Raw genomic sequence first — 17,469 nt, 5'->3', positions numbered from 1 at the left:
GAAAAGGATATGCGACTGTTAAGGGTAAATACCGAATCAAGAAGAACAAAAACGAACAATAGAATCGGCGAAACGAAAATAAAACAACAGGCCCGCGGGCCCTCTTCTGGACATCGAATGCAGCTATCCCTGGAGCAGGTGGGCAAGACGGTCGGGCCTTCGGTCCACCTCCACCCGATGAGTCTGAGTCCGGCGCCGGACGCCGTCACGGTGCTGCTGGGCGCCACGCAGGCGGGCAAGACCAGCCTGATGCGCCTCATGGCCGGCCTGGACGTGCCGACCTCGGGCCGTGTGCTGGTGGACGGGCGCGACGTCACGGGCACCCCGGTGCGCGAGCGCAACGTGGCCATGGTCTACCAGCAGTTCATCAACTACCCGTCGATGACGGTGTTCGACAACATCGCCTCGCCGCTCAAGCTCGGTGGCCGGCCGCGGGCCGAGATCGACCGGCGCGTGCGCGAGCTGGCCGCGCGGCTGCACATCGAGGTGTTCCTCGAACGCCTGCCGGCGGAGCTCTCGGGCGGGCAGCAGCAGCGCGTGGCGCTGGCGCGCGCGCTGGCCAAGAACGCGCCCCTGATGCTGCTGGACGAGCCGCTGGTGAACCTGGACTACAAGCTGCGCGAGGAGCTGCGCGAAGAGCTGACCCAGCTGTTCGCCGCTGGCGACTCCACCGTGGTCTACGCCACCACTGAACCGGGCGAGGCCCTGCTGCTGGGCGGCTACACCGCGGTGCTCGACCAGGGCGAGCTGCTGCAGTACGGCCCCACGGCCGAGGTGTTCCACCGCCCGAAGTCGCTGCGCGTGGCGCGCGCCTTCAGCGATCCGCCGATGAACCTGCTGGCCGCCGAGGTGGCCGAGGGCGGCGCGCAGCTCAAAGGCGGCCCGCTGCTGGCCGTGGAGCTGCCGCAGCGCGCCACCCGCGCGCTGACCCTGGGCGTGCGCGCCAGCGCCGTGCGCGTGGCGCCGCGCCCGGGCGACGTGGCGCTGGCCGGCCAGGTGGAACTGGCCGAGATCTCTGGCTCCGACACCTTTGTGCATGTGCACACGGCGGTCGGCGAGATCGTCGCCCAGCTCACCGGCGTGCACGACTTCGCCCTGGGCAGCGCGATCACCCTGCACGTGAACCCGGCGCAGGTGTACGCCTTCAACGAATCCGGCGACCTGCTGGTGGCGCCGCAACGCGCGAAGGGAGTCTGAGATGGCCCGCATCGATCTCGACCTTGCCCACTCCTACCGGCCGAACCCGAAGGAAGACAGCGACTACGCGCTGCTGCCGCTGAACATGAGCTTCGAGGACGGCGGCGCCTACGCGCTGCTCGGCCCCTCGGGCTGCGGCAAGACGACCATGCTCAACATCATGTCGGGCCTGCTGGTGCCGTCGCACGGCACAGTGAAGTTCGACGGACAGGACATGACGCGCGCCACGCCGCAGCAGCGCAACATCGCCCAGGTGTTCCAGTTCCCGGTCATCTACGACACCATGACCGTGGCTGAGAACCTGGCCTTTCCTCTGAAGAACCGCCATGTGCCGGCGCAGCAGATCAAGGCCAGGGTGGGCCAGATCGCCGAGATGCTGGAGATGAGCCACCAGCTGGACATGCGCGCCGCCGGGCTCAGTGCCGACCAGAAGCAGAAGATCTCGCTGGGCCGCGGCCTGGTGCGGCCCGATGTGTCGGCCGTGCTGTTCGACGAGCCGCTGACGGTGATCGACCCGCACCTGAAGTGGCAGCTGCGGCGCAAGCTCAAGCAGATCCACCACGAACTGAAGCTCACGCTGATCTACGTCACCCACGACCAGGTGGAGGCCCTGACCTTTGCCGACCAGGTGGTAGTGATGACACGCGGCAAGGTGGTGCAGCTGGGCACGCCCGACGCGCTGTTCGAGCGCCCCGCGCACACCTTTGTTGGCCACTTCATCGGCTCGCCGGGCATGAACTTCCTGGAGGTGCAGGCCATGGGCGGACAGCTGCAGCTCGGCGGCCGGCAGCTGGCGGCGCCGCAGGCGCTGCCCGAAGGCTCGCTGCGCCTGGGTATCCGCCCCGAGTACCTGGCGCTGGCGCCCGCCGGTGCCGCGGCCACGCTGCCCGCGACGGTGCAGAAAGTGCAGGACATCGGCACCTACTTCCTGGTCACGCTGGACGCGGCCGGCCAGACCCTCAAAGCCCGCCTGGCGCCGGATGCGGCGCTGCCCGCCGTGGGCGACGAGGTCGGTGCGCAGGTGCTGGGTGAGCACACCTGTTTCTACAAAAACGAGGAGCTGGTGGCATGAGCACCACGACCAAACCCGTCAACCAGAAAGCCTGGTTCCTGATCCTGCCCGTCTTCATCTGCGTGGCCTTCTCGGCCATCCTGCCGCTGATGACGGTGGTGAACTACTCGGTGCAGGACATCATCTCGCCCGAGCGCCGCGTCTTCGTGGGCACCGAATGGTTCGCCAGTGTGATGCGCGACGAGGACCTGCACGCCGCTCTGTGGAACCAGATGAAGTTCTCCATGGCGGTGCTGGCGGTCGAGATCCCGCTGGGCATCGCGCTCGCGCTGGCCATGCCGGCCCAGGGCTGGAAGGCCTCGGCCACGCTGGTGATCGTCGCCCTCTCGCTGCTGATTCCCTGGAACGTGGTCGGCACCATCTGGCAAATCTTCGGCCGCGCCGACATCGGGCTGATGGGCCACGCCCTGCAGAACCTGGGCATCGAATACAGCTACACCGGCGACGCCACGCACGCCTGGCTCACGGTGCTGCTGATGGACGTGTGGCACTGGACGCCGCTGGTGGCGCTGCTGGCCTACGCCGGCCTGCGCAGCATCCCCGACGCCTACTACCAGGCGGCGCGCATCGACGGCGCCAGCAAGTTCGCCGTGTTCCGCTACATCCAGCTGCCCAAGATGCGCGGCGTGCTGATGATCGCGGTGCTGCTGCGCTTCATGGACTCTTTCATGATCTACACCGAGCCCTTCGTGCTCACCGGTGGCGGCCCCGGCAACGCCACCACCTTCCTCAGCCAGTACCTGACACAGAAGGCGGTCGGCCAGTTCGACCTCGGTCCCGCCGCTGCGTTCTCCCTGATCTATTTCCTCATCATCCTGCTGTTCTGCTTCGTGCTCTACAACTGGATGCAGAGCCTCGGCCAGACCGAGAAAGAGGTGCAATCGTGAACGAGCGTCGATTCAAGAAGAGGACGCTGTTCCTCATCGCCTACCTGGTCTTCGCCCTGTTGCCCATCTACTGGATGGTCAACATGAGCTTCAAGACCAACCAGGAAATCCTCAGCAGCTTCAGCCTCTGGCCCCAGGCGTTCACCTGGGACAACTACAAGCTCATCTTCACCGACGAGAGCTGGTACTCGGGCTACATCAACAGCCTGATCTACGTGTGCATCAACACGGTGATCTCGCTGACCGTGGCGCTGCCCGCGGCCTATGCCTTCAGCCGCTACAGCTTCCTGGGCGACAAGCACGTCTTCTTCTGGCTGCTGACCAACCGCATGACGCCGCCGGCGGTGTTCCTGCTGCCCTTCTTCCAGCTCTACACCACGGTGGGCCTGATGGACACGCACATCGCGGTGGCACTGGCGCACCTGCTGTTCAACGTGCCGCTGGCGGTGTGGATTCTGGAAGGCTTCATGTCGGGCATCCCGCGCGAGATCGACGAGACCGCCTACATCGACGGCTACAGCTTCCCGCGCTTCTTCATCACCATCTTTCTGCCGCTGATCAAGGCGGGTGTGGGCGTGGCGGCGTTCTTCTGTTTCATGTTCAGCTGGGTGGAACTGCTGATGGCACGCACGCTCACCAGCGTCAACGCCAAGCCCATCGTCGCCACCATGACGCGCACCGTCAGTGCCAGCGGCATGGACTGGGCCACGCTGGCCGCGGCGGGTGTGCTGACCATCGTGCCGGGGGCGATCGTGATCTGGTTCGTCCGGCACTACATCGCCAAAGGCTTTGCCATGGGGAGGGTGTGATGTTCGAGTGGATGGCATGGACCACGCCGGTGGCCGTCTTTTTTACCTGCATCGTGCTGATGCTGATCGGCATGACCGTGTGGGAGATCCGCTCTCCCACGACTTTGCGCAAGGGCTTCCTGCCGATGGCCACCACGCGCGGCGACCGGCTCTTCATCGGTCTGCTGCTGGCGGCCTACATCAACCTGGTGTTCGTCGGCGCGGCCGAGTGGATGGCCGAGCTGATGTCGCTGGAGGAGGAGCCCAGTGTGTGGATCAGCTTCGTGCTGTCCATGCTGGCCCTGGCGCTGGTGATGCGCAAGGGCTGAACCGTTTCGAGGGAATACGGCCCGGCGCTGCCCCGGGGCCGTGGTCACCCAGAACCATGAGGGGCAGCGTTCACATCAACCCGAGAGAAGGAGACACGATGAAATTGCGATACAACGCGCTCGCGCTGGCCGCGCTCTGCGCCCTGGGCAGCCACGCGGCCTGGGCCGACGAGGCCGCCGCCAAGAAGTGGATCGACAGCGAGTTCCAGCCTTCCACGCTGAGCAAGGACCAGCAGCTGGCCGAGATGAAATGGTTCATCGACGCCGCCAAGAAGCTGCAGGCCAAGGGCGTGAAGGAGATCTCGGTGGTGTCCGAGACCATCACCACCCACGAGTACGAATCGAAGACGCTGGCCAAGGCCTTCGAGGAAATCACCGGCATCAAGGTCAAGCACGACCTGATCCAGGAAGGCGACGTGGTCGAGAAGCTGCAGACCTCGATGCAGTCGGGCAAGTCCATCTACGACGGCTGGATTTCGGACTCGGACCTGATCGGTACCCACTACCGCTACGGCAAGATGATGAACCTGACCGATTACATGGCCGGCGCGGGCAAGGAGTGGACCAACCCCGGTCTCGACATCAAGGATTTCATCGGCACCAAGTTCACCACCGCGCCCGACGGCAAGCTGTACCAGCTGCCCGACCAGCAGTTCGCCAACCTGTACTGGTTCCGTGCCGACCTGTTCGAGCGCAAGGACCTCAAGGACAAGTTCAAGGCCAAGTACGGCTACGACCTGGGTGTGCCGCTGAACTGGTCCGCCTACGAGGACATCGCCGAGTTCTTCACCAACGACGTCAAGACCATCGACGGCAAGCCGATCTACGGCCACATGGACTACGGCAAGAAGGACCCGTCGCTGGGCTGGCGCTTCACCGACGCCTGGCTGTCCATGGCCGGTACCGCCGACATCGGCGCGCCCAACGGCCTGCCGATCGACGAATGGGGCATTCGCGTGGCGGCCGACAAGTGCACGCCGGTGGGCGCTTCGGTCGAGCGCGGTGGCGCCACCAACTCGCCCGCGGCCGTCTACGCGCTGACCAAGTACGTCGACTGGATGAAGAAGTACGCGCCCAAGGAAGCCACCGGCATGACCTTCGGCGAAGCCGGTCCCGTGCCGGCCCAGGGCCAGATCGCGCAGCAGATCTTCTGGTACACCGCCTTCACGGCGGACATGGTCAAGCCCGGCCTGCCCGTGGTGAACGCCGATGGCACGCCCAAGTGGCGCATGGCGCCAGGCCCGAACGGCCCCTACTGGAAGCAGGGCATGCAGAACGGCTACCAGGACGTGGGTTCGTGGTCCTTCTTCAAGGGACATGACGCCAACAAGACGGCCGCTGCCTGGCTCTACGCCCAGTTCGTGACCGCCAAGACCACCTCGCTCAAGAAGACCATCGTCGGCCTGACCCCGATCCGCGAGTCCGACATCCAGAGCAAGGCCATGACCGACATGGCGCCCAAGCTGGGTGGCCTGGTCGAGTTCTACCGCAGCCCGGCCCGCGTGGCCTGGTCGCCCACCGGCACCAACGTGCCCGACTACCCCAAGCTGGCCCAGCTGTGGTGGAAGAACGTGGCGCAGGCTGTCACGGGTGAGAAGACCCCGCAGGGTGCGATGGACAATCTGGCCAAGGAGATGGACGAGGTGCTCGCGCGCCTGGAGCGCGCCGGCATGGCGCAGTGCCCGCCCAAGCTGAACAAGAAGGAAAGCGCCGACAAGTGGCTTTCCGACAAGTCGGCGCCGTGGAAGAAGCTGGCCAACGAGAAGCCGAAGGGCGAGACCATCGCCTACCAGACCCTGCTGGACGCCTGGAAGGCCGGCAAGGCGCGTTGACCGGATGCTGTCTTCCGGTCTGATGTAAAACCTCCGCACGCACCCCTGGTGGGTGTGTGCGGTCACCCTCTGATTCATGAATCCCGTAGAACGCCTTCAGTCCCTGGCCCGCCAACCCCGGTTTGATCTGGTGGTGGTCGGCGGGGGCGCCACCGGCCTGGGTGTGGCGCTGGACGCGGCGCTGCGTGGGTTCTCCGTCGCCCTGTTCGAGTCGCACGACTTCGCGGGCGGCACCTCTTCGCGCTCCACCAAGCTGCTGCACGGTGGCGTGCGCTACCTCGCGCAAGGCAATGTGGCCCTGGTGCGTGAGGCGCTGGCGGAACGGGCCACCGTGCTGCGCATCGCGCCGCACCTGGCGCAGCCGCTGCCGTTCGTCATGCCTTCCTACGCCTGGTGGCAGACGCCGTTCTACGGCGCCGGGCTCAAACTGTACGACCTGATGGCAGGGCGCGCCGGCCTGGGGCGCACGGAGTTCCTCAGCCGGGCGCAGACCCTGCAGGCCCTGCCCGGCGTCAATCCCGAAGGGCTCAAGGGCGGTGTGCAGTACTGGGATGGCCAGTTCGACGACGCCCGGCTTGCGCTGGCGCTGGCCCGAACCGCTCAGAACGCCGGGGCGCAGCTGTTCAACTACGCCGAGGTGGAGGCGCTGGAGCGGACGGAGCCCGGTTTCTCCGTGACCGTCCGCGACCGCCTGTCCGGGCATTCTCGCCGGGTCGAGGCCGGATGCGTGATCAACGCCACCGGCGTCTGGGTCGATGCGCTGCGGGCCCGCGCCGGTCCGCCGGGCAGCGCGGGCGCCGACCGCATGGTCAGCCCCAGCCAGGGGGTGCACGTGGTCGTGGACCGCGAATTCCTGAACGGCCACCACGCATTGCTGGTGCCGAAGACGCGCGATGGCCGCGTCCTGTTTGCAGTGCCCTGGCTGGGCAAACTGGTGCTGGGCACCACCGACACCCCCCGCCAGGACCTGCCGCGTGAACCGCAGCCGTTCGCGGAAGAACTGGATTTCATCCTGGGTGAAGCGGCCCATGTGCTGCGCCGTCCGGTTCAGAGGCACGACATCCGCAGTGTGTGGGTCGGGTTGCGCCCCTTGGTGGCGCCGCCCAAGGACGACGGAGGAGGCACCAAGGTGCTGTCGCGGGAACACACCATCGTGGTGGAGCCCAGCGGGCTGCTGACGGTCACCGGCGGCAAATGGACCACCTACCGGGCCATGGCGGACGATGTCATGGAGCGCTGTTTTGCCGCGGGCCTGCTGACGCGCAGGCCGGGGGGGCAGACAGAACGCCATGCGCTGGACGGCGCGCCCGTCGCGGGGCGGGCGGTGGTGCCGCTGCATGCTGGCCCCGGTCTGCACCTGTACGGGCAGCACGCCGATGAGGTGCAGGCCTGCCCCGGCGCGGATCAAACCCTGGGGCTGGGGCTCACCGAGGCGATGGTGCGGTATGCTGTCAGAAGTGAGTATGCGCACACTGTTGAAGATGTGCTTGCCCGGCGCTGGCGCGCTTTGTTTCTGGATGCCCTCGCCGCCGCTGCCATGGCGCCGCGTGTGGCGGAGATCCTGGCAGAGGAGGGCTGTGACCGGCCTTCGCTGGCCGAGTTCGAGTCGCTGTGCGCCAGCTACTTGCCACCGGCCGCCGCGACCTGAGGCCGGCTGTGACCAAAGAACAGTTGACAGACTGATCTCGCAGTGCAATAATCCGCGGCTTCGCTGTAAAAGGCGAAGCTTTCTGCCCAGCGACGCGGGCCATCCTTTCGGGGTGGTTGGCTACGACGGGCCCAAGACTGATCACTTCCAGCCGTGGTGGCCGGAAGGATTCAAGTTGGGACTTAAATCAAATGATCCAAACGCAATCTCGACTCGATGTTGCTGACAACACGGGTGCCAAGTCCGTGATGTGCATCAAGGTGCTCGGTGGTTCCAAGCGCCGTTACGCCAGTGTGGGCGATGTCATCAAAGTCAGCATCAAGGAAGCAGCGCCCCGTGGCCGCGTCAAAAAAGGCGAGGTTTACAACGCTGTGGTGGTTCGCACCGCCAAGGGCATCCGTCGCCAGGATGGCGCCCTGATCAAATTCGACGGCAATGCCGCCGTGCTGCTCAACGCCAAGCTGGAGCCGATCGGCACCCGCATCTTCGGCCCGGTCACGCGTGAACTGCGTACCGAGAAGTTCATGAAGATCGTGTCCCTGGCCCCCGAGGTTCTCTGAGGATTCATCATGAACAAGATTCGTAAGGGCGACGAGGTCATCGTCATCGCCGGGCGCGACAAAGGCAAGCGCGGCAAGGTGCTTGAGCGCGCATCTGACGACCGTGTGGTCGTCGAGGGCGTCAACATCGTCAAGAAGCATGCCAAGCCCAACCCCATGAAGGGTGTGACCGGCGGCATCGTGGAAAAGACCATGTCCATCCACCAGTCCAACGTGGCCATCTTCAATGGCGCCACGGGCAAGGCTGACCGCGTGGGCATCAAGCAGCTGGCCGACGGCAACAAGGTGCGCGTCTACAAGTCCAGCGGCGAAGAAATCAAGGTGGCATGACCATGACACGCTTTCAAGAAATCTACCGCGACAAGGTTGCGCCCGAGCTGACCCAGAAGTTCGGCTACAAGTCCCCGATGCAGGTGCCCCGCATCACCAAGATCACCCTGAACATGGGTGTGAGCGAGGCGGTCGCCGACAAGAAGATCATGGACAACGCTGTTGGCGACCTGACCAAGATCGCTGGCCAGAAGCCCGTGGTGACCAAGGCCAAGAAAGCCATTGCTGGCTTCAAGATCCGCGAGCAACAGCCCATCGGCTGCATGGTGACCCTGCGTGGCGCCCGCATGTACGAATTCCTGGACCGTTTTGTCACTGTGGCTCTGCCGCGCGTGCGCGACTTCCGTGGTATTTCGGGCAAGGCATTTGACGGCCGTGGCAACTACAACATCGGCGTCAAAGAACAGATCATCTTCCCCGAGATCGAGTACGACAAGGTCGATGCCCTGCGCGGCCTGAACATCAGCATCACGACAACCGCCAAGACCGACGAAGAGTGCAAGGCACTGCTGGCTGGTTTCCGTTTCCCGTTCAAGAACTGAGGTGGCGCGTGGCTAAACAAGCACTACTCCAACGTGAACTCAAGCGCGAGAAGCTCGCCGCCAAGTTCGCCAAGAAATACGCCGAACTGAAGGCGACCGCCAACGACGCCAAGCAAAGCGACGAAGCGCGCGATGCGGCCCGTCTGGCGCTGCAGAAGCTGCCCCGCAACGCCAATCCGACCCGTCAGCGCAACCGCTGCGAGATCACCGGTCGTCCGCGTGGCACGTTTGCCTACTTCGGCCTGGCCCGTGCCAAGGTCCGCGAGATGGCCTTTGCCGGCGAGATCCCCGGCATCACCAAAGCCAGCTGGTAAGCCCTAGGAGAACCACAAATGAGCATGAGTGATCCTATCGCTGACATGTTGACCCGCATCCGCAACGCGCAGATGGTCGAAAAGACCACCGTGTCGATGCCGGCGTCCAAAGTCAAGGCGGCCATTGCCCAGGTCCTGAAGGACGAGGGTTACATCGACGGCTTCCAGGTGAAGACCGAAGGCGGCAAGAGCGAACTCGAAATCGCCCTGAAGTACTACGCCGGCCGTCCTGTGATCGAGCGCATCGAGCGCGTGAGCAAGCCTGGCCTGCGCATCTACCGCGGCCGTGACGCGCTGCCCCAAGTGCAGAACGGCCTGGGCGTCGCCATCGTCACCACTCCCAAGGGCGTGATGACCGATCGCAAGGCCCGCGCCACCGGTGTCGGTGGTGAAGTCCTGTGTTACGTCGCCTGATGCGGGCATTGAGGAGCAACTGAAATGTCGCGTATTGGTAAGCAGCCAGTCTCCGTCCCCGCAGGGGTCGAAGTGGCCATCAAGGACGACCTGATCAACGTCAAGGGCACGCTCGGTGCCCTGGCTCTGGCGCAAAACGCGCTGGTCAAGGTCGAGAACAACGCTGGCTCGCTGTCGTTCATCCCTACGAACGATTCGCGGGAAGCCAATGCCATGTCCGGCACCATGCGTCAGCTGGTGAACAACATGGTGGTCGGTGTGAGCAAGGGCTTCGAAAAGAAGCTGTCCCTGATCGGTGTGGGTTACAAGGCCCAAGCCCAGGGTGCCAAGCTCAACCTGAGCGTCGGTTATTCGCATCCGGTTGAGATTGAAATGCCTGCCGGCATCAAGGTTGAAACCCCGACGCCGACCGAAGTCGTCATCAAAGGCGCTGACCGTCAGCGCGTGGGCCAGATCGCTTCCGAAGTGCGCGCCGTGCGCCCGCCCGAGCCCTACAAGGGCAAGGGCATCCGCTATGCGGATGAGAAGGTCGTGATCAAGGAAACCAAGAAGAAATAAGGACCAGGATCATGTTGACCAAAAAAGAGCAACGTCTCCGTCGGGCCCGTCAGACGCGCATCCGCATTGCGCAGCAAGGCGCTGTTCGCCTGACCGTGAACCGCACCAACCTGCACATCTACGCCAACGTCATCTCCGGCGATGGTGCCAAGGTGCTGGCTTCCGCTTCGACCGCCGAGGCCGAAGTGCGCGCCCAGCTGGGCGCCGCCGGCAAAGGCGGCAATGCCGCCGCTGCGGCCCTGATCGGCAAGCGCATTGCCGAAAAGGCCAAGGCCGTTGGTATCGAAAAGGTGGCGTTCGATCGTTCCGGTTTTGCCTACCACGGCCGTGTCAAGGCCCTCGCCGATGCGGCTCGTGAAGCCGGTCTGCAGTTCTGATCAGACGGGATACACAAAATGGCTAAATTTCAGGCAAACGTAAAGAACGAAGGCAACGACGACGGTCTGCGCGAAAAGATGATCGCGATCAACCGCGTGACCAAGGTGGTCAAGGGTGGTCGTATTCTCGGTTTTGCTGCGCTGACCGTGGTTGGTGATGGCGACGGCCGTGTCGGTATGGGCAAGGGCAAGGCTCGCGAAGTGCCTGTGGCCGTCCAGAAGGCCATGGAGCAGGCTCGCCGCAACATGATCAAGGTGTCGCTCAAGAGCGGTTCACTGCACCATGCGGTGCATGGCGAGCACGGCGCCTCCAATGTCATGATGCTGCCCGCTGCCAAGGGTACCGGCATCATCGCCGGCGGTCCGATGCGTGCCGTATTCGAGGTGCTGGGTATCACTGACGTCGTGGCCAAGAGCCATGGTTCGAGCAACCCCTACAACTTGGTGCGTGCCACGCTGGACGCTCTGAAAAATTCCACGACTCCTGCCGACGTGGCCGCCAAGCGCGGCAAGTCGGTTGAAGAGATCCTGGGCTGATGGGAACGATCATGACCACTCAAAACACCGTCAAGGTTCAACTGGTGCGCAGCCCGATTGGCACCAAGCAGTCGCACCGCGACACCGTTCGTGGCCTGGGTCTGCGCAAGCTCAACAGCGTCAGCGAACTGCAGGACACGCCCGCCGTGCGCGGCATGATCAACAAGATCGCCTACCTGGTGAAGGTGCTCTGAGCACCCGACCGAAGAGGACTCATTCGTCATGGAACTCAACACCATTCAACCCGCAGCGGGTGCCAAGCACGCCAAGCGTCGCGTCGGCCGTGGCATTGGCTCCGGCCTGGGCAAGACGGCCGGTCGCGGCCACAAAGGTCAGAAATCGCGTTCTGGTGGCTATCACAAGGTCGGTTTCGAAGGCGGCCAGATGCCGCTGCAGCGTCGCCTGCCCAAGCGTGGTTTCAAGTCTGCGCAACTCCAGTTCAATGCCGAAGTGACCCTGGCAGACCTGAACACGGTGGATGCCGCCGAGATCGATCTTCTGGTGCTCAAGCAGGCTGGCCTGGTGGCTCAGCTGGCCAAGCGCGTCAAGGTCATCAAGACCGGTGAAATCAACCGCGCGGTCAAGCTCAAGGACATCGGCGCAACCGCCGGTGCCAAGGCTGCCATCGAGGCCGCTGGCGGCTCGCTGGCCTGATTCAGATCGCAAGCAAAAGGCAATCTGTGGCTACTGGCTCCACGACCCTGGCCAAGACAGGCAAGTTCGGCGACCTGCGTCGCCGGCTGGTGTTCCTGTTGCTGGCCTTGGTGGTTTACCGGATCGGCGCACACATCCCTGTGCCCGGGATCGACCCTGCCCAACTGGAACAGCTGTTCAAGGGCCAGCAGGGCGGCATCCTCAGCCTGTTCAACATGTTTTCGGGTGGCGCTCTCTCGCGCTTCACAGTCTTCGCTCTGGGGATCATGCCGTACATCTCGGCGTCGATCATCATGCAGTTGATGACCTATGTGGTCCCGACATTCGAGCAGCTGAAAAAGGAGGGTGAGGCCGGTCGTCGCAAGATCACCGCGTACACCCGATACGGAACGCTGGGTCTGGCTATATTCCAGGCTATGGGCATTGCCCTGGCGCTGGAAGGACAGGCGGGGCTGGTGATCGATCCGGGCATGGCGTTCCGCCTCACGGCGGTGGTGAGTCTGGTGGCTGGGACCATGTTCCTGATGTGGCTGGGCGAGCAAATCACCGAGCGCGGATTGGGCAATGGCATTTCCATCCTCATCTTTGCTGGTATTGCGGCGGGGCTGCCGAATGCGATCGGTGGGCTTCTCGAGCTCGTGCGCACGGGCGCCATGAACATCCTGGTTTCGCTCTTCATCATCGCGCTGGTGATTCTGGTCACCTATTTCGTGGTGTTCGTCGAACGCGGCCAGCGGAAGATTCTGGTGAACTATGCACGGCGTCAGGTCGGCAACAAGGTATACGGTGGTCAGTCTTCGCACCTGCCCCTGAAGCTGAACATGGCCGGTGTAATTCCGCCCATCTTCGCGTCGTCCATCATCCTGCTGCCGACCACGGTGGTGAGCTGGATCAGCACAGGGGATTCCACGCGCTGGCTGCGTGACATCGCGTCTGCTCTATCGCCAGGACAACCGATCTATGTTGCCTTGTACGCCGCAGCGATCGTGTTTTTCTGCTTCTTCTACACGGCGCTCGTGTTCAACAGCCGCGAAACGGCCGACAACCTGAAGAAGAGTGGCGCGTTCATTCCCGGGATTCGTCCCGGTGACCAGACAGCCCGCTACATCGACAAGATTCTGCTTCGTTTGACACTGGCTGGCGCTATCTACATCACTGCAGTCTGCTTGCTGCCGGAATTCCTGATCCTGAAGTACAACGTGCCGTTCTACTTCGGTGGTACTTCATTGCTGATCATCGTGGTGGTCACCATGGACTTCATGGCCCAGGTGCAGAACTACATGATGTCCCAGCAGTACGAATCACTGTTGAAAAAGGCCAACTTCAAATCCTGATGTCGGCGCTGTCGTATGGCCAAAGACGATGTGATTGAAATGCAGGGGGAGGTGGTTGAAAACCTCCCAAACGCAACCTTCCGGGTCAAACTGGAAAACGGACATGTGGTGCTCGGGCACATCTCCGGCAAGATGCGGATGCACTACATCCGGATCCTCCCCGGCGACAAGGTCAAGGTGGAGCTGACTCCCTATGACCTGACCAGAGCACGAATTGTGTTCCGGGCGAAGTGACCAGTCGGCATTGAATGTTTTGGAATATCTAGGAGAAGACTATGCGAGTTTCGGCTTCGGTCAAGAAAATGTGCCGCAACTGTAAGATCATCAAGCGCAAGGGTGTCGTGCGGGTCATCTGCACCGACCCGCGCCACAAGCAGCGTCAAGGCTGATTCGGAAGTTCAGAGGAACCAACATGGCTCGTATTGCAGGCATTAACATCCCGCCGCACAAACACGCCGAGATCGGCCTGACGGCAATCTTCGGTATCGGTCGTACCCGCGCTCGCAAGATCTGCGAAGCCTGTGGCATCGACTACAGCAAGAAGATCAAGGACCTGACCGACGCGGAACTCGAGAAGGTGCGCGATCAGGTCGGCACCTTCACCATTGAAGGGGACCTGCGTCGCGAGACCACGATGAACATCAAGCGTCTGATGGACATCGGTTGCTACCGTGGCTTCCGTCACCGCCGTGGTCTGCCGGTGCGCGGTCAACGCACCAAGACCAACGCCCGCACGCGCAAGGGTCCCCGCAAGGCTGCCCAGTCGCTCAAGAAATAATCGGTTGAAAGAGAAACATGGCTAAAGCTCCAAGCAGTTCGGCAGCGGCCCGCGTCCGCAAGAAAGTCCGCAAGAACGTGGCGGACGGCATTGCGCACGTGCACGCGTCCTTCAACAACACCATCATCACCATCACCGACCGTCAGGGCAACGCGCTGTCGTGGGCTTCGTCGGGAGGTCAGGGCTTCAAGGGCTCGCGCAAGTCCACCCCGTTCGCTGCTCAGGTGGCCTCGGAAGTGGCTGGTCGTGCCGCCATTGAGCAAGGCATCAAGAACCTGGATGTCGAGATCAAGGGGCCGGGTCCTGGCCGTGAATCGTCCGTGCGCGCCTTGGGTGCCTTGGGTATCCGCATCAATTCGATTTCCGATGTGACGCCCGTGCCGCACAACGGTTGCCGCCCTCAGAAGCGCCGCCGCATCTGATGGGGCGCTTCCTGCCTCTGTGACGGAGGACAGGAAAGCGTTACAATCAAAAGCTTTTTTTGAGCGCCACCGCAGTCGCCTGCGGTGGCATTTTTGCTAAGCCCACCGCTTCTCCCGTCAGGGAAGAGCTCCCGCAATGACACCGGCTGGTGTGGGTTGCGGCAGACTATCAACAAGGAAACCAACGTGGCACGTTACCTCGGCCCCAAGGCCAAACTTTCCCGCCGTGAAGGCGCCGACCTGTTGCTCAAGAGCGCACGCCGTTCCATCAGCGACAAGGCAAAGTTCGACTCCAAGCCCGGCCAGCACGGCCGTACCTCTGGCCAGCGCACCTCCGACTTCGGTCTGCAGCTGCGTGAAAAGCAGAAGGTCAAGCGCACCTACGGCGTGCTGGAGCGCCAGTTCCGCCGCTACTTTGCCGAGGCGGACCGCCGTCGTGGCAACACTGGCGCCAACCTGCTGTTCCTGCTGGAATCGCGCCTGGACAACGTGGTGTTCCGCATGGGTTTTGCATCGACCCGTGCCGAAGCACGCCAGATCGTGTCGCACAAGGCCATCACCGTCAATGGCAGCCCGGTGAACATTCCTTCCTACTCGGTCAAGCCCGGTGATGTGATCGCCGTGCGCGAGAAGTCGAAGAAGCAGGCCCGCGTGATCGAAGCCCTGGAGCTGGCCAAGCAGATTGGCTTCCCCGCATGGGTGGAAGTCTCGGCCGACAAGGTCGAAGGTGTCTTCAAGAAGACGCCGGACCGTGACGAGTTCGGTGCTGAGATCAACGAATCGCTGATCGTCGAACTGTACTCGCGTTAATTTCGTTCCCGGTCGTCGTCGTTTCTGGCGAGGCCGGGCCATGCTCCGTCTGCCTTATCGGTGTAACGAGCCGAGGGAACTGAAGGAAGTTTGAATGCTGAACAATCTGCTCAAGCCCAAAACCATCAATGTCGAGCAAGTCTCGACCAACCGCGCCAAGGTGACGCTGGAGCCTTTCGAGCGCGGATACGGCCACACCCTGGGCAACGCCCTGCGCCGTGTGCTGTTGTCGTCGATGGTGGGCCACGCGCCGACCGAAGTGACGATCGCTGGTGTGGTGCACGAGTACTCCTCCATCGATGGCGTCCAGGAAGACGTCGTCAACATGCTCCTGAACCTCAAGGGTGTGGTCTTCAAGCTGCACAACCGCGACGAAGTCACCCTGAGCCTGCGCAAGGACGGTGAAGGTGTGGTCACCGCCGCCGACATCCAGACCCCGCACGACGTCGAAATCGTCAACCCCGGCCATGTCATCGCGACGTTGTCGGCGGGAGCCAAGCTGGACATGCAGATCAAGGTCGAAAAGGGCCGCGGCTACGTGCCTGGCAGCCTGCGCCGCAACGACGACGCATCGCGTTCGCTGGGTCGTATCGTCCTCGACGCCTCGTTCTCCCCGGTCAAGCGTGTGAGCTACACCGTCGAGAGCGCCCGCGTTGAACAGCGCACCGACCTGGACAAACTGGTTCTGGAGATCGAGACCAATGGCTCCATCGGTCCCGAGGAAGCTGTGCGCGCATCGGCCAAGATTCTGGTCGAGCAGCTGGCGGTGTTTGCCCAGCTGGAAGGCGTGGAGTTGTCGGCGTTCGATCAGCCTGCACAACGCAGCTCGCAGCAGTTCGACCCCATCCTGTTGCGTCCTGTGGACGAACTCGAACTCACTGTTCGTTCGGCCAACTGCCTCAAGGCGGAGAACATCTACTACATCGGTGACCTGATCCAGCGCACCGAGAACGAGCTGCTCAAGACCCCCAACCTGGGCCGCAAGTCGCTCAACGAAATCAAGGAAGTGCTCGCTTCGCGCGGCCTGACCTTGGGCATGAAGCTCGAGAACTGGCCGCCGGCTGGTCTCGACAAGCACTGAACCGTCATCAACGTCTGACGAACCCCCAGTACCTGATCCGGCTGGGGGCAAAACACTGAAAGGAAATCACCATGCGTCACGGACACGGACTTCGCAAACTCAACCGCACCAGCGAGCACCGCCAGGCGATGCTGCGCAACATGATGAACTCGCTGCTCACGCACGAAGTCATCAAGACCACCCTGCCCAAGGCCAAGGAACTGCGCCGCGTGGTCGAGCCCATGATCACTCTGGCCAAGGAAGCCACCGTGGCCAACCGCCGCCTGGCCTTCAACCGCCTGCGCGACCGCGATGTGGTCGTCAAGCTGTTCGACGAACTGGGCCCGCGCTTCAAGGCCCGTCCTGGTGGCTACACCCGCATCCTGAAGATGGGCTTCCGCGTGGGCGACAACGCTCCCATGGCCTTGGTCGAACTGGTGGATCGTGCAGAAGATGCTGCACCTGCCGCCGACGACGCAAAAGCGTGATAGAATACAAGGCTTGACGCGGAGTGGAGCAGCCTGGTAGCTCGTTGGGCTCATAACCCAAAGGTCGCAAGTTCAAATCTTGCCTCCGCAACCAATAAAATCAAGCAATTAGCTTGTCTTAGAACCCGCCGCGAGGCGGGTTTTTTGTTTCTGTGTCGAGGTTTGTGACGAGGTCTGTGCCGTCACAAGATACCCGTTTTGGTTTGTGACCTTTGGGCAGATGGATACAGGTCGCAGATTTAGTGACCGTTGGGCATCTATTTTTGCGCTCAAGCTGTGTCGACCCTACCTCGTCACAAGGCCAATGGAGCTCATTGGCGTTCCTAAGCCCTGACCACCGGCACATCCTCCAGCCGCGTCGTGTACTGCGGCGTGCGCCTTTCCTGCTTCATGCCCCATGTCCGCGACGGTGCCGTCTGCCCGGTAGAGCCGACATGCAAGGTCCCTTTGCCGTAGCGCTGGTTGATGACATCCATGGCCACCATCAGCCGTGACCGGTCTCTTGGGGTCTCCAATTCCTGCACTGGCTCCATGTCCG

At 62.8% G+C, this 17,469-nt stretch carries 26 protein-coding genes and 1 tRNA gene; 26 read left to right on the top strand and 1 reads right to left on the bottom strand.

What is annotated here, in order from left to right:
- Positions 1–117: 117 nt before the first annotated feature.
- The 26 genes from HPS01S_RS14075 (at position 118) to HPS01S_RS13950 (ending at position 17,025) form a co-directional block, all read left to right on the top strand.
- On the top strand, positions 118–1,197 hold the full coding sequence (locus HPS01S_RS14075) for an ABC transporter ATP-binding protein (protein ID WP_066157254.1): 1,080 nt from the start codon (positions 118–120) through the stop codon (positions 1,195–1,197).
- A 1-nt stretch (position 1,198) separates the two neighbouring features.
- Positions 1,199–2,269, top strand: coding sequence for an ABC transporter ATP-binding protein (locus HPS01S_RS14070; RefSeq protein WP_066157251.1), 1,071 nt, complete (start codon positions 1,199–1,201; stop codon positions 2,267–2,269).
- Positions 2,266–3,156, top strand: a complete 891-nt coding sequence (locus HPS01S_RS14065; protein WP_066157248.1) for a carbohydrate ABC transporter permease — start codon at positions 2,266–2,268, stop codon at positions 3,154–3,156. Before HPS01S_RS14070 ends, HPS01S_RS14065 begins: the two co-directional genes overlap by 4 nt.
- Positions 3,153–3,965: a carbohydrate ABC transporter permease gene (locus HPS01S_RS14060; protein ID WP_066157245.1), complete on the top strand. Its 813-nt coding sequence runs from the start codon at positions 3,153–3,155 to the stop codon at positions 3,963–3,965. Before HPS01S_RS14065 ends, HPS01S_RS14060 begins: the two co-directional genes overlap by 4 nt.
- A complete protein-coding gene (locus tag HPS01S_RS14055) occupies positions 3,965–4,273 on the top strand; it encodes a DUF2160 domain-containing protein (protein WP_066157242.1) in 309 nt (102 codons plus the stop codon). The genes HPS01S_RS14060 and HPS01S_RS14055 overlap by 1 nt, the downstream gene beginning before the upstream one ends.
- 98 nt (positions 4,274–4,371) lie before the next feature.
- A complete protein-coding gene (locus tag HPS01S_RS14050; RefSeq protein ID WP_066157238.1) occupies positions 4,372–6,105 on the top strand; it encodes an ABC transporter substrate-binding protein in 1,734 nt (577 codons plus the stop codon).
- Positions 6,106–6,181: 76 nt separating this feature from the next.
- Positions 6,182–7,753: a glycerol-3-phosphate dehydrogenase/oxidase gene (locus tag HPS01S_RS14045; RefSeq protein WP_066157236.1), complete on the top strand. Its 1,572-nt coding sequence runs from the start codon at positions 6,182–6,184 to the stop codon at positions 7,751–7,753.
- 191 nt (positions 7,754–7,944) lie between these two features.
- Positions 7,945–8,313 (top strand): 50S ribosomal protein L14, encoded by a 369-nt coding sequence (gene rplN, locus HPS01S_RS14040; protein ID WP_009514936.1) that lies wholly within the window; start codon positions 7,945–7,947, stop codon positions 8,311–8,313.
- A gap of 9 nt (positions 8,314–8,322) precedes the next feature.
- Complete coding sequence (gene rplX, locus HPS01S_RS14035) at positions 8,323–8,643, top strand: 50S ribosomal protein L24 (RefSeq protein ID WP_066157232.1); 321 nt, start codon at positions 8,323–8,325, stop codon at positions 8,641–8,643.
- Positions 8,644–8,645: 2 nt separating this feature from the next.
- Complete coding sequence (rplE, locus tag HPS01S_RS14030) at positions 8,646–9,185, top strand: 50S ribosomal protein L5 (protein ID WP_066157723.1); 540 nt, start codon at positions 8,646–8,648, stop codon at positions 9,183–9,185.
- 8 nt (positions 9,186–9,193) lie between these two features.
- Positions 9,194–9,499 (top strand): 30S ribosomal protein S14, encoded by a 306-nt coding sequence (gene rpsN / locus HPS01S_RS14025; RefSeq protein WP_066157231.1) that lies wholly within the window; start codon positions 9,194–9,196, stop codon positions 9,497–9,499.
- An 18-nt stretch (positions 9,500–9,517) separates the two neighbouring features.
- Complete coding sequence (rpsH, locus tag HPS01S_RS14020) at positions 9,518–9,913, top strand: 30S ribosomal protein S8 (RefSeq protein ID WP_066157229.1); 396 nt, start codon at positions 9,518–9,520, stop codon at positions 9,911–9,913.
- A 24-nt stretch (positions 9,914–9,937) separates the two neighbouring features.
- Positions 9,938–10,471 carry a 50S ribosomal protein L6 gene (gene rplF / locus HPS01S_RS14015; protein ID WP_066157226.1) on the top strand — a complete coding sequence of 178 codons (534 nt, stop codon included), beginning with the start codon at positions 9,938–9,940 and terminating at the stop codon, positions 10,469–10,471.
- An 11-nt stretch (positions 10,472–10,482) separates the two neighbouring features.
- On the top strand, positions 10,483–10,848 hold the full coding sequence (gene rplR, locus HPS01S_RS14010) for a 50S ribosomal protein L18 (protein ID WP_066157223.1): 366 nt from the start codon (positions 10,483–10,485) through the stop codon (positions 10,846–10,848).
- Between the two features lie 18 nt (positions 10,849–10,866).
- Positions 10,867–11,385 (top strand): 30S ribosomal protein S5, encoded by a 519-nt coding sequence (rpsE, locus tag HPS01S_RS14005; RefSeq protein WP_066157220.1) that lies wholly within the window; start codon positions 10,867–10,869, stop codon positions 11,383–11,385.
- 11 nt (positions 11,386–11,396) lie between these two features.
- The gene (gene rpmD / locus HPS01S_RS14000; RefSeq protein ID WP_066157720.1) at positions 11,397–11,579 is read left to right on the top strand and encodes a 50S ribosomal protein L30; all 183 of its coding nucleotides are present in this window, start codon (positions 11,397–11,399) and stop codon (positions 11,577–11,579) included.
- A 28-nt stretch (positions 11,580–11,607) separates the two neighbouring features.
- Positions 11,608–12,039 carry a 50S ribosomal protein L15 gene (gene rplO, locus HPS01S_RS13995; protein WP_066157216.1) on the top strand — a complete coding sequence of 144 codons (432 nt, stop codon included), beginning with the start codon at positions 11,608–11,610 and terminating at the stop codon, positions 12,037–12,039.
- A gap of 26 nt (positions 12,040–12,065) precedes the next feature.
- Complete coding sequence (gene secY, locus HPS01S_RS13990; protein WP_066157213.1) at positions 12,066–13,373, top strand: preprotein translocase subunit SecY; 1,308 nt, start codon at positions 12,066–12,068, stop codon at positions 13,371–13,373.
- 15 nt (positions 13,374–13,388) lie between these two features.
- Complete coding sequence (gene infA / locus HPS01S_RS13985; RefSeq protein ID WP_009514918.1) at positions 13,389–13,607, top strand: translation initiation factor IF-1; 219 nt, start codon at positions 13,389–13,391, stop codon at positions 13,605–13,607.
- 41 nt (positions 13,608–13,648) lie between these two features.
- Positions 13,649–13,762, top strand: coding sequence for a 50S ribosomal protein L36 (rpmJ, locus tag HPS01S_RS13980; RefSeq protein WP_066157211.1), 114 nt, complete (start codon positions 13,649–13,651; stop codon positions 13,760–13,762).
- Between the two features lie 23 nt (positions 13,763–13,785).
- Positions 13,786–14,151 (top strand): 30S ribosomal protein S13, encoded by a 366-nt coding sequence (gene rpsM / locus HPS01S_RS13975; RefSeq protein ID WP_066157205.1) that lies wholly within the window; start codon positions 13,786–13,788, stop codon positions 14,149–14,151.
- A gap of 17 nt (positions 14,152–14,168) precedes the next feature.
- Positions 14,169–14,573 (top strand): 30S ribosomal protein S11, encoded by a 405-nt coding sequence (gene rpsK / locus HPS01S_RS13970; RefSeq protein ID WP_066157204.1) that lies wholly within the window; start codon positions 14,169–14,171, stop codon positions 14,571–14,573.
- Positions 14,574–14,759: 186 nt separating this feature from the next.
- Positions 14,760–15,383 carry a 30S ribosomal protein S4 gene (rpsD, locus tag HPS01S_RS13965; protein ID WP_066157718.1) on the top strand — a complete coding sequence of 208 codons (624 nt, stop codon included), beginning with the start codon at positions 14,760–14,762 and terminating at the stop codon, positions 15,381–15,383.
- Positions 15,384–15,477: 94 nt separating this feature from the next.
- A complete protein-coding gene (locus tag HPS01S_RS13960) occupies positions 15,478–16,464 on the top strand; it encodes a DNA-directed RNA polymerase subunit alpha (RefSeq protein ID WP_066157201.1) in 987 nt (328 codons plus the stop codon).
- Between the two features lie 71 nt (positions 16,465–16,535).
- Entirely contained in the window at positions 16,536–16,931 is a 396-nt protein-coding gene (gene rplQ / locus HPS01S_RS13955) for a 50S ribosomal protein L17 (protein ID WP_066157198.1), read from the top strand.
- Positions 16,932–16,948: 17 nt separating this feature from the next.
- Positions 16,949–17,025 (top strand) — tRNA-Met (locus HPS01S_RS13950).
- A 229-nt stretch (positions 17,026–17,254) separates the two neighbouring features.
- Here HPS01S_RS13950 and HPS01S_RS13945 read toward each other — a convergent pair.
- Positions 17,255–17,469: DUF4113 domain-containing protein (locus HPS01S_RS13945; protein WP_157576316.1), on the bottom strand; the 215-nt coding region annotated here is incomplete at its 5' end.

The organism is Hydrogenophaga pseudoflava NBRC 102511 (genome assembly GCF_001592285.1).
Classification (GTDB): Bacteria; Pseudomonadota; Gammaproteobacteria; order Burkholderiales; family Burkholderiaceae_C; genus Hydrogenophaga; species Hydrogenophaga pseudoflava.
The sequence above is the reverse complement of the archived record's forward strand: the minus strand, read 5'-3'. Positions and strand labels throughout refer to the sequence as shown.